This window comes from Psychrobacter sp. DM8 (assembly GCF_051307025.1).
Taxonomy (GTDB): Bacteria; Pseudomonadota; Gammaproteobacteria; order Pseudomonadales; family Moraxellaceae; genus Psychrobacter.
Genome location: NZ_CP195538.1, coordinates 2,701,030 through 2,714,812, shown reverse-complemented (window position 1 = coordinate 2,714,812; position 13,783 = coordinate 2,701,030). Strand labels below are relative to the sequence as shown.

Below are 13,783 nucleotides of genomic sequence, written 5' to 3'. Positions count from 1 at the left end.
TGATTAGTGACGCCTAATGTATTTTGCTGTTATCAGTATTTTTCCTGAGATGTTCGCCGCGATTCGTGAGTTTGGAATTACGGGCCGAGCAGTCGCTGGGAATCAGGTGACTATAGAATGCATCAATCCGCGTGATTATACCACTGACAATTATCGCCGTATTGATGAGCGCCCCTTTGGTGGTGGTCCTGGTATGGTGATGATGGCAGAGCCTTTAGCGCAAGCTATCGAGGATGCCAAGTTGCGTGCTGCCAAGTACGGTTGCCGTATCGATAAAGCGCATTGTCCGGTGATTTATATGTCGCCGCAAGGACAAACGCTCAGTGAGAACAGTGTGGTCAGTATGGCTAAGTTTGACGGCATGATTCTGTTATGTGGTCGTTACGAAGGTATTGATGAGCGTCTGTTATCACAGTATGTCGATATGGAGGTGTCACTGGGTGATTATGTGCTCACAGGTGGTGAGCTACCAGCAATGGTAGTGATGGATAGTGTGATACGTCGTCTGCCTGATATCATGGGCGATGATAAGTCCGCCATACAAGACTCGTTCGTCGATGGCTTGCTGGACTGCCCGCACTATACTAAGCCGCATGAGTTCGCTGATATGAGGGTTCCTGAAGTACTACTCTCAGGGCATCATTCTAATATCGCCAAGTGGCGCTTTGGACAACAGGTTACTCGTACCCAAGCGCGTCGCCCAGATCTATGGCAAGCCTTTACGCCAACGTCTGAGCAAGCAAAATGGCTTAAGGCGCTGGCTAAAGAAAACAAAGCAAAATAGTAAGTAAGTAATCAGAGTAAAAATTTGAGAATGTGCTGTTTATTGATGGCCGTATCTTAACCCCTTTATGTTGTATCTTGTTGATGACTATCACTATTTTGATAGTTGCCGATATTAGATATGATCAATTATTACAAACAGGTAGTATGCGTAAAGCCTCTATTATCTAATGTGAGGAGATAACTCTCATGAGCAACAAGCATCCATTGGTTCAAAGCGTTGAAAATGCGCAGCTGGTAGAACGTCCAAGTTTTAGTCCTGGCGATACCGTTGTTGTACAAGTAAAAGTACGTGAAGGTGAGCGTGAGCGTTTGCAGGCATTTGAAGGCGTTGTTATCGCTAAGCGTAACCGCGGCTTGAACTCTGCATTTACGGTTCGCAAAATCTCAAGCGGCGTTGGTGTTGAGCGTGCATTCCAGTTGCATTCACCAATCATCGATAGTATCGAAGTCAAACGTCGCGGTGCAGTTCGCCGTGCGAAACTTTACTACTTACGTGAGCGTTCTGGTAAATCAGCACGTATCCGCGAGAAGCTTGGCGCACGTCCAGCAAAACAAGGCGCTCAGAAAAAGACTGACGCTGGTGTTCCTGATGCGGTTGAGACTGCACCTGGTATTTAATGGGTCAAATACGACGTATACGTATTTCACTTTTTAAATACTGAGTATAAGTATCTAAGCTCATATCGACGTTGATCTTTGAACCCATTGTTTTTAGATCAGCGTAAAGCCCTTATTCATAGGTTTTATTATAAATAAGTAGGCGTACCAAAAAAGACAAAACCCCAATCTAGCAGGTGTTAGATTGGGGTTTTTGTATGGGTGTCTTATTACCTTTATACATTATTCATAATATGCTTAAAAGCCTAATCAGGAATAGGCATGCGACTGCTTTGCTCATTAGACTTACTGTGCTTACGCAGACGGATATAGAGGTTTTTGGTCACGGTGGCAACCGTCTTTTGCTGCTCGTCAACGATATCTACGGTATATTCGCGAAATACCGCCTCCCCATCTTCAGTAAGACTACGGATAGTTGCAATCTCGCCTGCCGGTATTTTGATACGAGCAGTGACTTTGCTGTTGCCCGGCGCAACAAAATCAATATGTGAGCTTTTGTCCCAGACTACATACTTGCTACCCAATTGATGCATCAGCATAAGCATATAAAACGGATCTACCATGGAGTAGAGGCTACCACCAAACTGCGTGCCGACAATGTTCTTGTTCAAAGCGGTCAAGCCCATACTAACCACGCAAAGTCCTTGATCCAAATCCACGTAGTCAATTTTGATACCTGCACCGACATAAGGGGCGTAGGTATTGATACGTAATTTGAGCAGGTGCGGCGTAAGTAATGGTACGATATTTTTTTTGGTATTGCGTTTTAGAGTCTCAAATCGTTTGGGTAGCAGTCGCATGATGTTATCCTTTTAACCTATAGTGCTTTTTATCTTATCTACTGAGGGTGGTGCTATTGAGTGATATAAAAAGAAATCTATCATAATGAAAAGCGCTTGACACTACTAGCTTCAATCGGGAATAAAAGCTATTTTATGAATAAGCTGACCCCATCTCTTAACCATATAGGATATAGAACAAAAGGTATACTGCTATGCTGCAAAACGATGAGACTGATACGATAATACGCTGTGAGCTCTGTGGTCGTGATGAGTTGGTTTTAACGCGTCATCATCTAATACCAAGATCACGCCATAATAAATCGCGCACGCAGCGCCACTTTGATCGTGAAACGATGAAAACCGACATCGCTATGCTATGTCGTCCTTGTCACAGTCAAATTCATCATCTCTTTGACAATCACGAGCTCGCTAATTATTATCATACCATCGAACGCCTACAAGACCACAGCGAAGTACAAAAGTTTGTGAAATGGGTAAAAAAACGTCCTTCAGGTCTAAAAATAAGAGTAAAACGCTGATATATGTTGGTTAATATCCACACTAAGCTCGTATTATAAATGCTAATGTCCTACAATAGTCGCTTATTTTTTGGACGATTATGTTTGTCATAGCTTATATCGTCATTCTATCAAAATCTCAGAAAATGTGAGGAGATATGATGAATAATACGCAAATACCCGCGACTGAACCAACCAAGCAGCAACCACCTTCATCTGATCATGAGCACTCTGCAAAAAGCTACGTTGATCTTCACAAACCTAGTTCTAGTTTTAAAACCCGTAACGCTTATCTAGAACGTGAGCTACAGATCATGCAGCCCAAGCGTTGGGGTGTGAATTTACCTTTTCGCGATTATCGTTTTGAATACGAGGATACTATCCCAGCTATGGCGGCGATGATCGGCAAGGTGGTGATGGTAGGGGCTATTGCAGCTACTTTTGCAGGGCCACTGGGTTTAAGTGACGCTTTTATACTCGAAAACGTCCGTTACGAGCTGTTGATTGTTTCCTTCTTTGTTATCTTATTTTCAGGCTTTTTTTTACCGACGGCGAATTTGGCAGGTACTCATGGGCCGCTGATTCCACTGATTCCTATTGTGGTTGCCGCAGGTGGTCACCCGATGGCTTTTGGTCTGCTGATTGGTGCGTTTGGGTTATTATTAGCCATTAGTAAAGGCGGAAGTCTGCTGGCAAACTTGACCAGTAAAGGCGTGTGCGGGGGTCTGCTGCTATATTTGGGCTTTATTGGAACTACCTCGCAGGTCAAAAACCTATTTGCTTGGGCAGAGGGCATTGGTATGGCGCATATTGCCTTTACCGTGATCTTGCTCACGATTGTGCTATACGCGGTACTAGAGAATTACCAAAAGCGCTGGCTCGCTGTGCCACTGAGCTGTTTGCTTGGCGGCGGTGTCGCCTTTGCTATGGGCGCGCCGTTTACGTTCAAAACGCCGCCAGGTTTACCAAATATGAGTCCGATGTACTGGTGGGGCGAGAACACGGGCTGGATGTTGGGTCTACCTACTATTGAGAGTTTTATTGTAGTATTGCCGTTTGCTATTTTGGCAGTCGCAATGTGGTCGCCTGACTTTTTGGGTCATCAAGTGTTTCAAAAGATCAGCTACCCTGAGCGTACTGAACGGGTACAGATGAATATCGATGACACGATGGTCAGCGCATCAGTACGTCAAGTAGCAGGCTCGGTATTGGGCGGTGCTAATTTTGCCTCATCATGGGGTACTTATATCGTTCCCGCTGCTATTGCCAAACGTCCTATTCCGGCAGGCGCAGTATTGACAGGACTGTTTTGCTTGATAGCAGGGGTATGGGGCTATCCTATGGACTTAGCCATTTGGGAGCCTGTCATGTGCGTGGCCTTGATCGTAGGGGTGTTTATCCCGCTTCTTGAGGCGGGTATGGAGATGACGCGTGAAGGCAAAACCACCCAGTCGGCTGCGATTGTGGTGTTTGCCTCGGCACTAGTGAATCCAGCTTTTGGCTGGTCGATCACGCTAGTGCTTGATAATTTAGGATTGATTGGCTCAAAAGAGCGTAGTGCAAATTTATCCAAAATGAGTCGCTGGATAATACCAGTCGTGACTTTTATAATACTAACAGGTGTGATGGCTATGGTCGGGATGCTTCCAGGTATCCCAGCGCTAGCGCCAAGCTTTCGTCAGTGATTTTTTGGGATAAAAGTCAGCTCTGTGCTGGCTTTTTATGCTGGTAATCCCTTGATAATTATCCTGATAGTGTTTCTTGCAAAATGCCTGATATTGCCCCATCAATAAGCGTAACTTAGTATTTTATGAGTATGATTGTTTATGGACAAGGTCTCAGTCGTGGATATCACTGATAATAAATCAACAACCAGCAGCAAAGAAGACAAGCAGCTGCGTCTTAAGCATCTCATCAAGCGTCTGCCAAATCTGCCAGGCGTCTATAAGATGCTGGGTAAAAACGGCGACATCCTCTATGTTGGTAAGGCTAAATCCCTTAAAAGTCGGGTGAACAGCTACTTTGCCAAAACCATAGACCATCCCAAAACGCGCGCATTAGTTGCTCGTATCCATAATATCGAAACTATCATTACTCGTAGTGAGACCGAGGCACTGCTACTTGAGCAAAACCTCATCAAAGAGTATCGTCCGCCTTATAATGTGCTATTACGCGATGATAAGTCCTATTTGTATGTGTTTATCTCAGCGGACAAGCCTTATCCAAGATTGGCTTACGGACGCGGTAAAGGCAACCATCAAAAGGGACGCTTCTTTGGGCCGTTCCCGTCAGCGCATGCCGCAAAAGAGACGCTGGTACTGATGCAAAAGATGTTTCAGATGCGCCAATGCACTAATACCTTTTTTAAGCAGCGCAAACGCCCGTGTCTTGAGTATCAGATCAAGCGCTGCCGTGCGCCGTGCGTTGGTCTGGTATCCCCTGAAGAGTACGCTGAGGACGTCAACAACACGGTGCGGTTTTTAAAGGGTGATTCAAGCGATATTCATAGTGCACTGATCGATAAAATGGAGCATGCCGCAGAAGAATTAGACTTTGAAAAGGCGGTATTTTATCGTGATCAGCTCTCTATGCTGCGTGAAGTACAAGCGCGGCAAGCGGTCTATACGGTACAAGGCGAAGCTGATGTCATCGCGATATCAAGTCAAGCGGGCATGAGCTGCGTCAATGTGCTCACGGTACGCGGCGGGCGGGTACTTGGCGGTAAAAACTACTTCCCTGATGTCGATAGTAGTGAGCCACTAGCAGATAACTTATCTGCCTTTATTACCTCGTTTTATTTTCAGGTGACTGATGATCTACCAGCTGAGATTATTCTCAGTCATGAATTGCCCGATCAAGTAGCGGTAAGTGAAGCGCTAGCTACGCACTTTGGCAGTAAAGTGATTATCAAAACCAATGTACGTGAACATCGCTCAGAGTGGCTGGATTTGGCCAAACTAAACACCAATAATGCGCTCAAGACTAAGCTTGGTGATTATCTAGAATTGCATGCTCGCTTTGGCGCGCTAAAAGACGTCCTAGCTGATGTCACCGATCGCACGATTGACCGTATCGAATGCTTTGATATCTCTCATACTATGGGCGAGGCGACGATCGGTAGCTGCGTAGTGTTTGATCAAGGCGGTGCGCGCCGGCGTGACTATCGTCAATATGCGATTCACGACATTATCGGCGGTGATGATTATGCGGCGATGAAACAAGTACTCACGCGCCGTTATAAAAAACAGCCATTACCAGATTTGCTTCTTATTGATGGTGGCAAAGGTCAGCTAGGCATTGCAAAAGAGGTGCTGACGGAATTAGGTATTCTTGGCGATACTTTGCTAATCAGTGTGGCAAAAGGCGAGGGGCGAAAGGCGGGGCTTGAGGTATTACACTTTATCGATCATGAGCCGCTTGATTTGCCTATGGATAGTAAAGCACTACATTTACTGATGCATATTCGTGATGAGGCGCATCGATTTGCCATTACCGCGCACCGCAAAAAACGTGATAAGCGCCGCTCATCGTCAGTACTAGAAGTCATACCGGGACTGGGCGAAAAACGTCGCCGTGATCTGCTTAATCATTTTGGCGGTATACAAAAGCTACTTGGTGCCTCGCAGCAAGAGCTGGCAGGAGTTGCAGGCATCGGTCCGGTACTAGCAAAAACGATTTATAAAGTGTTGCACGAATAATCCGATTCATCATAAAAAATGCCAACAGCGATTGTGCTGTTGGCATTTTAAAATCAATAACATCTAGTTTTTAAACATTAAAAATCGAAGCATAATTGTTGATTTGGGTAACTGCGACAATGTTCGCAAACGCGCTCCCAACGATTAAGTCTATAACGCCAGTACCAACGAACATGCACAGCTTTGGGATAACGACAATACACTCTTGTCATTTGTTTCTCCATATTTGTTATGAAAATTTCACAACTATGGAGTACAGACATTTATTAGCATTTGCTATTATCAGCATTTACTATAAAATATATAAACCCTACCAAGGTAAATAAACTTTATTTATATGCTAACAATGGGGTCTAGCTCCATAGTTGTCTTATATAAAAGTTTTTTGAGCTCAGCAATTAATTTTGCTGAGCTTTTTTAATTTTCCATATTTGGTTCCTCCTATTCTTTAATAATTTGTAAACAGTTAGCATCATATATAACCGATTTAATCTGTTTTTCTCTTATAAGTCACAAAACGATAGTCCAGCTTGCTTTTATCATCGTGCATCTGCTCAGACTCTTGCGCTACTACAAAGTCATCAGGCAGCTCTGGATAAAAGGCATCACCGTCCTTAATGTCTGTATCGACATGGGTCAGCTCAATACGATCAGTGTACATCATCGCGTCTTTAAACACTTTCTCACCGCCAATAATCCAAATGGTCTCAAGATGCGCGCCATGTGCTAGGCTCGCCGCTTGCGTCAATGCATCGTCCAAATTGTGCATGACATAAGTATTCTCGTTATCTTTTAGACCCTTTTGCTCAGCATAGTCCATCTGCGTGCTGATAATAAAGTTAGCGCGTTTTGGCAAAGGCTTGCTGCCCATTGACTCAAAAGTTTTGCGGCCCATGATGACGATGCCTTGAATGTCATCGGCATCGCTTTGCTTAGTGGTCATCTGCTTAAAATGCTTAAGATCCGCTGAGATATGCCACGGCAGCGCATTGTCTTTTCCGATACAGCGATTACTGCTAATAGCAGCGATTTGGGCAACTTCGGTATGGGCATAACTCATGACTTATCCTTATGACATAAAAGTAGAAAATATTTATACGGCAACTTTGGCTTTGATAGCCGGATGCGACTCGTAACCTTCAACGCTAATGTCTTCGTATTTAAAAGCAAAAATATCATTAACATCACGACTCAGTGTTAATGTCGGCAACGGCAAAAGTGTCCGCGTTAATTGTAGCTCTGCTTGTTCGCGGTGGTTTTGGTAAATGTGACAATCGCCGCCTGTCCAGATAAACTCGCCAACCTCTAATCCGCACACTTGCGCGATCATATGGGTCAGTAGCGCATAACTAGCGATATTAAACGGTACGCCCAAGAACAGATCGGCTGAGCGCTGATAAAGCTGGCAGGAGAGCTTGTTGCCTGCGACAAAGAACTGAAATAGCGTATGACAAGGCGGCAGCGCCACTTGGTTGGCCTCTACAGGATTCCAGCCTGAGACGATTAAACGGCGTGAGTTGGGATTGGTCTTTATTTGCTCAACGACCTCGCTGATTTGATCGACGCCGTCATTATTGTATTGGCTTTGATGATTGTGCTGACTCTGCTTATTCGTCGCTATTTTAGCAGCGTCATCCTTCTTACTTGCGCCATAATTGCGCCACTGATGACCGTAGACTGGGCCTAGATCACCCGCAGGACGGTTGAAGCGCGCGGTCTGCTCGCCAGTTGCCCATTCATTCCAGATACGCACACCGTTTTGTTGCAGATACTCAACGTGAGTGCTACCACTCAAAAACCATAATAACTCATAGACGATGGACTTAAAGTGCACCTTTTTGGTCGTCAGTAGCGGAAAGCCATCAGCCAAATCAAAACGCAATTGCGCGCCAAAGTGACTAAGCGTACCTGTCCCCGTACGGTCGCCCTTTTCGGTGCCGTTGTCCAATACATACTGCAGTAAGTCGAGATAGGCTTGCTCGTTTTTGTTGTTACTAATCATAAGATGCTCTCTAGCGCTTTAATAATGAATTAATAAGCTTGCTTGCCCCAATCATAAACACTGCGTCTGTAAGCCAAGATAATGAGAACGATACCGATAATAATCATCGGCGCACTTAATATCTGCCCTTTGGTCACCCAGCCTAATAAGATAAAGCCTTGATCAGCGTCAGGCTGACGGAAGAACTCAGTGATAAAGCGGCTAAAGCCATAACCGAGCATGAACACGCCAGTTACCGCCATACGTGGGCGCGGTTTTGACGAATACCACCATAATAATAAGAAAAGAAGCAGGCCTTCAGTGAGCGCTTGATAGAGCTGCGAAGGATGACGCGGCAATAGGTACTGTCCATTAACCTCAGTCATTATCGTTTGTAGAGCTGGATTGTTCTGTAGCAGCTGCATATCGAACGCCGCTGCTTGCGGAAAGTAGGTGAGCCAATTATAGCCGCCATCAGAGACGCGTCCCCAAAGCTCGCCATTAATATAGTTTCCTATGCGCCCAAATAACAAGCCTGTCGGCACGCAAGGGACAATAAAATCGAGCACTTGAAACGGCGTCTTTTTGTATTTGCGGGCAAAGTACAACATCCCAAGTGCCACACCGATCAGGCCACCATGAAAGGACATACCGCCTTCCCAGACTTTGAGCAAGTAGGCGGGGTTTTGTAGTAGCTCGCCGAACTGATAAAATAACACGTAACCAATACGCCCGCCCAAGATGACGCCGAGTGCACCAAAGAACACTAGATCTGAGACCATATCTGTAGACCAAGCCTCACGCTTGGTGCTGCGATACCACGCCAGCCCGTAAGCGGCAGCAAAGGCCAGTAAATACATAAAGCCGTACCAGTGGACTTCAACAGGGCCAAGCGCTAAGGCAACAGGGTCATACTGGGGATGAATCATCATAAGGGCATCATACAATTGATAATAGAATGTGGCTCATAATAGCAAAAATAGCTCTTTAGGCATACCATCTTGCTCTAAGCAAAAACTGACTTGACATAAAAAGCAGCCTAACGCGCAAAGTTACGGAAACTTTGACTATTATCCAGTAACTCGTAACGCTATTATCTAGATAAAGCGCTTAAAACTCGCTAAGATGAAAGGCTAAATGCCTTTGCAAAAAATCTGCTAAATATTAAAGGTTAGGATAGTAAGAAAGCAATTTAAGGGATGACTATTTTAAAGGACTATTATGTTAAACCATTTTGTACAGACCTCTGAGCCATTATCTAGACGGTTATTAAGTAAAAGCGCTTTTTCACTTAGCTTAGCTAGTTTGGCATTTTTTAGTATAAATACGGCTCAATCAGCGCCAAGCAGTATTGAGAAAATCACTATTTATCAAGGCCTAGCAAGCGTGACTCGCGCGCTACCTACTAGTGGAGGCGGCGAGCAGACCCTAGTTTTTTCATGCTTATCACCTTTTATAGATCAAAATAGTCTGAGCGTACAAGCAAGTAGTGGCGTCAATATTGGTGAGATCAGTACCGAGACGCTCAGCGGCGAGCAGGCGGCGCAGTGTCAGTATCAAGCAGATGCCGCTGTCCAGACTAAGCAAAACAGCCTCGCTGAGATTACCGCGGAGCTAGAAGCGGCGCGCTTGGCAAAGGCATATCTTCAAAATCTTACCAAAGTCACTCAGATCAGTACTGATGGTACGCCATCGAGCAACGCACGCGATATCGAGGCTCAAGCGGCAGCAGTCAATAAAAGAATATTAGCCATACAGCAGCGCCAAGCATTGGCGCAAGACGAGCTCAATCAGCTGATGGCTGGCAGCGCAACCTCGACGGGTACGACAGTGACACAAGTAAGCGTGCGCACTGCCAGTCGCACGCCTGCTGCAGTCAAGCTGCACTATCAAGTACGCGGTGCCAGTTGGGAGCCCACCTATCAAGCGCGGCTAAATACCAATACTGAGCAGCTTAATATTACCGCCTCAGCGATTATTGCTCAGCAAACTGGCGAGAACTGGAGCAATGTGCCGCTGACCCTTAGTACCGTCAATCCCAATCAAAACACTAGCAGCCGATTGCCGCGTGTTAAGCGCTTGGGGTTATATGATGAGAGCCGAGGTAAAATCGCTAGGAGTGCGGCACCAGTCATGGAGGCTATGCCTGTAGTCGTCTCTGGCGAAGCAGATTATGCGGGTGCTGATCAGCCTAATAGAGCGCCGCTACCGAGCTTTACGGTGAGTAGTCAAAACAAAAACGGTATTATCGAGTACCGTCTGCCGCAACGCGTAAGTATTCCAAGTGATGGTAGACGCGTGCGCACTGTACTCGATGAGCAGTCAGGAGCAAGCAAGCTCTGGCTGCGTAGTACGCCAAGTATAGAAACCGCAGCGTACTGGTATGCCTCAGCACCATTTATTACCCCAGCTTGGGTAGATGGCTCATTGCAACTATATCGTGATGACAATTATGTTGGTCAGTCGCGTTACAGTTATCAGACGCTAAAAGAGCAAGGCATTGGCTTTGGAATTGATCCCAATATCCTCGTCAAGGAGATCAAAGACGATGACAAACAAGGCGATAAAGGCGTGTTTAATCGCACCCAAACACTGACCACCACCCAAGCCTATCAGTTTACCAATCAGCATAATAAGGCGCGCCAGCTACAAGTATTAGGCAGCGAGCCTGTCAGCCGCGATGATGATCTCAAGGTCACGGTAACCCATACGCCGCCTGTCACTGAGCGCAACTGGAATGATAATCAAGGTATGGTCGCTTGGGAGTTTACGCTACCTAGCAAGCAATCAGCAGTCATACAATCGACATCACAAGTGAGTTATCCTGCAGACAAAATATTGACGGGTAATTGATATCTGGTTTTAGCCATTTACGCTTTTATGAATAAAGGATAACTATGTGTATTGTCGCTATTGCTTGGCAGCTATTTGACGATCTGCCTTTGGTTTTACTCTCTAACCGTGATGAGTTTTTGGAGCGCCCGACCACGCCTGTCCATCAGTGGGATGATGCACCTATATATGCCGGACGAGATAATAGGAGTGGCGGCACTTGGCTTGGCATTCACCAAAACAAAGATGCTAACGGCATACAACAAAATGGGCGCTGGGCGGCCGTTTTGAACTTTCGTGATGGCGTGCAAGCACGAGAGGATGAGCGCTCGCGCGGTGAGCTGGTGACTGAATTTTTGCGCGGCACTCAAAGTCCGATGGAGTTTGCACGGCAGATTGAGTTGCAAGAGTACGCAGGGTTTAATCTTATCGTCGGGGATGCGCAGCAAGCTGTTGCCGTCAATAATCGTGGTCATGCCCCAACACCATTGTATGCAGGCTTGCACGTATTATCTAACGGACAGTTTGAGGACAAATGGTTTAAGACCCAAAGGCTACGTGGTCGCTTGCGTCAAGAAGTCTTGCCACTGATCGCTGAGGATAGTCATCCTGACTACTGGCAAGCGGCGGCGTTCAATGTCATGTCCGATGTAACGCCTGCGCCAGTAGGGCAATTACCAGAGACGGGAGTGGCGACAGATATCGAGCAAGCGCTATCCTCTATTTATATAGAGCCTGACAATATCTTGGCACTAACTAATGGCCTCATGCCAAGTTACGGCACGCGGACACAAAGCATCTTAACCTTGCATAATAAGCAGGATGAGTCAAAAATAAAGGTGCAATTGATTAGTCTTGAAACTGATAACCTTACTTCTAGGGTTTAAAGTAGTTCGGGAAATTTACGCTAATACTAATCTTTGTAGGCTGTGGCTTTAGCCCAGCTCAATACTTTGCAAAAGCAAAATGCTGGGCTAAAGCCACAGCCTACGCAAACATTGTTAAATAGTTGATGCTTTTTAGACCTATCACTTTTGATAAAGTTAATCGTAATTTCTAGGTTAGTATAAATTCAACAGACCCTAAACTATAAAATTTTTATTTTAAATAGATAGGTCAACATAAAAAATGCCCGCCATAATATCTGATTGTTTAGATATTACAGCGAGCATTTTTCGTTTGTGCAAGCGCTTATTCCATCAGCAAATGATTGTTCTGCTCAGGAATAATCAGCTCTTGCCTAAGGGGTAATTCGCGTGCTAGCTCCTGAAGTGCACGCCGATAAACCCCGCGTTTAAAGTGAATCACTTGTCCGAGTGGATACCAGTAGCTGACCCATTGCCAATGGTCAAACTCAGGTTTTCCTTCATCAAAGCGAATGTGTTGTGTATTTGGCTCATCTAAGCGTAGCAAAAACCATTTTTGTTTTTGCCCAATACATAAAGGATGCTGTCCGTGGCGCACGTAGCGCTTGGGTAGACGATAACGTAACCAATCTTGCGTTACCGCTAACAAATCGACATGACGTGGATGCAGTCCGACTTCTTCCCAAAGCTCACGATACATCGCGTCCATAGGAGTCTCGCCGCGATCGATACCGCCTTGCGGAAACTGCCAAGCGTTGTGACCTATACGTTTTGCCCACAGGACTTGTCCTTGTGTATTTGCCAAGATGATACCGACATTGGCGCGAAAGCCGTCTGCATCTATCATGACTAAACCTTTTAAATGTGATAAAAATAGCTCATTTTAAAAGTATAAACAGCCATCATAATTATTATAAGGTGATGGCTGTTTATACTGAGTCAAAATGAGATTCATTACCACCATTAAACCAAGAAACCGACAAAATGTGTAACGCTATTTTGCTATAAAATGTTTCACGAATTTAACCATTTAAAATCAGTGGCTTACGTGCGATATAAATTTAGAGTTACTCACTCAGTTTCATCACAAAAATAACCAAGTCATCTACTAAAAATCTATCCACTTCTAAAAGCTACTGCTTACTCTAAAGTCGATTGAATCATTAACGACATGTGACAATCACGTCATAAAATCTGGTTTTGGCTTGTGCTACACTAGCTAAATCGTAAATTTAGACTGGTATGTATAATTTTTAGGTAGCGATTAACAAAGGACGATAAATAATGTCAGAATCAAAAGCAAGCGTCACATGGCAAGGAAACAAAGCCTTTATGGGCGTGTCACCATCAGGACATAATGTACAAATCGACGCCGACAAAGAAAAAGGCGCAAGCCCTATGGAGCTGATACTATTGGGGCTTGGCGGCTGCGCCAGTTATGATGTGGTCGCTATTTTACAAAAGTCGCGCCAAGACGTCAGTGATGTGCGCTGCGAGCTGACCGCTCAGCGTGCCCAAACTGTACCTGCAGTTTATACGGCTATTCATATGCATTTTGTGGTCACAGGCAAAGACGTGTCTGATAAACAGATTGAGCGCGCTATTAAACTATCGGCTGAAAAATATTGTTCCGCGAGTCGAATGCTAGTGCAGGGCGGGGTAGATATCACTCACGATTTTGAAAATATCGCAGGTTAGGACA

General features: G+C 45.2%; 13 protein-coding genes. 8 read left to right on the top strand and 5 right to left on the bottom strand.

All coding sequences use genetic code 11. The features are described from left to right. Window positions 1–16 precede the first annotated feature (16 nt). Window positions 17–784 (top strand): tRNA (guanosine(37)-N1)-methyltransferase TrmD, encoded by a 768-nt coding sequence (gene trmD / locus ACR64J_RS11620; RefSeq protein WP_317200052.1) that lies wholly within the window; start codon window positions 17–19, stop codon window positions 782–784. 188 nt (window positions 785–972) lie between these two features. Beyond that, window positions 973–1,404: a 50S ribosomal protein L19 gene (gene rplS, locus ACR64J_RS11615; protein ID WP_317200053.1), complete on the top strand. Its 432-nt coding sequence runs from the start codon at window positions 973–975 to the stop codon at window positions 1,402–1,404. A 245-nt stretch (window positions 1,405–1,649) separates the two neighbouring features. Here rplS and ACR64J_RS11610 read toward each other — a convergent pair whose 3' ends face one another. Beyond that, window positions 1,650–2,204 carry a DUF4442 domain-containing protein gene (locus ACR64J_RS11610; RefSeq protein WP_317200054.1) on the bottom strand — a complete coding sequence of 185 codons (555 nt, stop codon included), beginning with the start codon at window positions 2,202–2,204 and terminating at the stop codon, window positions 1,650–1,652. 194 nt (window positions 2,205–2,398) lie between these two features. Here ACR64J_RS11610 and ACR64J_RS11605 point away from each other — a divergent pair, with 194 nt between their 5' ends. The 3 genes from ACR64J_RS11605 (at window position 2,399) to uvrC (ending at window position 6,402) form a co-directional block, all read left to right on the top strand. Beyond that, on the top strand, window positions 2,399–2,725 hold the full coding sequence (locus ACR64J_RS11605; RefSeq protein ID WP_317200055.1) for an HNH endonuclease: 327 nt from the start codon (window positions 2,399–2,401) through the stop codon (window positions 2,723–2,725). 140 nt (window positions 2,726–2,865) lie between these two features. After that, window positions 2,866–4,389, top strand: a complete 1,524-nt coding sequence (locus tag ACR64J_RS11600) for a DUF3360 family protein (RefSeq protein WP_435951073.1) — start codon at window positions 2,866–2,868, stop codon at window positions 4,387–4,389. A gap of 141 nt (window positions 4,390–4,530) precedes the next feature. Continuing rightward, window positions 4,531–6,402, top strand: coding sequence for an excinuclease ABC subunit UvrC (gene uvrC, locus ACR64J_RS11595; RefSeq protein WP_435949803.1), 1,872 nt, complete (start codon window positions 4,531–4,533; stop codon window positions 6,400–6,402). A gap of 487 nt (window positions 6,403–6,889) precedes the next feature. On the opposite strand, the gene ACR64J_RS11590 is transcribed toward uvrC, so the two are convergent. Genes ACR64J_RS11590 through lgt form a run of 3 tightly spaced genes read right to left on the bottom strand, consistent with a single transcriptional unit; the run spans window position 6,890 to window position 9,315 of the window. After that, entirely contained in the window at window positions 6,890–7,462 is a 573-nt protein-coding gene (locus tag ACR64J_RS11590) for a dihydrofolate reductase (protein ID WP_435949802.1), read from the bottom strand. Window positions 7,463–7,495: 33 nt separating this feature from the next. Next, on the bottom strand, window positions 7,496–8,404 hold the full coding sequence (locus tag ACR64J_RS11585; protein WP_435949801.1) for a thymidylate synthase: 909 nt from the start codon (window positions 8,402–8,404) through the stop codon (window positions 7,496–7,498). A gap of 29 nt (window positions 8,405–8,433) precedes the next feature. Beyond that, window positions 8,434–9,315, bottom strand: a complete 882-nt coding sequence (gene lgt / locus ACR64J_RS11580) for a prolipoprotein diacylglyceryl transferase (protein WP_435949800.1) — start codon at window positions 9,313–9,315, stop codon at window positions 8,434–8,436. Window positions 9,316–9,604: 289 nt separating this feature from the next. Here lgt and ACR64J_RS11575 point away from each other — a divergent pair, with 289 nt between their 5' ends. Both ACR64J_RS11575 and ACR64J_RS11570 read left to right on the top strand, forming a co-directional pair. Then, on the top strand, window positions 9,605–11,236 hold the full coding sequence (locus ACR64J_RS11575) for a DUF4139 domain-containing protein (protein WP_435949799.1): 1,632 nt from the start codon (window positions 9,605–9,607) through the stop codon (window positions 11,234–11,236). Window positions 11,237–11,280: 44 nt separating this feature from the next. Next, the gene (locus tag ACR64J_RS11570; protein WP_435949798.1) at window positions 11,281–12,102 is read left to right on the top strand and encodes an NRDE family protein; all 822 of its coding nucleotides are present in this window, start codon (window positions 11,281–11,283) and stop codon (window positions 12,100–12,102) included. A 304-nt stretch (window positions 12,103–12,406) separates the two neighbouring features. Here ACR64J_RS11570 and ACR64J_RS11565 read toward each other — a convergent pair whose 3' ends face one another. Continuing rightward, a complete protein-coding gene (locus tag ACR64J_RS11565; protein ID WP_317200062.1) occupies window positions 12,407–12,928 on the bottom strand; it encodes an RNA pyrophosphohydrolase in 522 nt (173 codons plus the stop codon). Window positions 12,929–13,365: 437 nt separating this feature from the next. Between ACR64J_RS11565 and ACR64J_RS11560 the strand changes: the two genes are divergently transcribed. Further along, window positions 13,366–13,779: an OsmC family protein gene (locus tag ACR64J_RS11560; RefSeq protein ID WP_435949797.1), complete on the top strand. Its 414-nt coding sequence runs from the start codon at window positions 13,366–13,368 to the stop codon at window positions 13,777–13,779. Window positions 13,780–13,783: the final 4 nt, after the last annotated feature.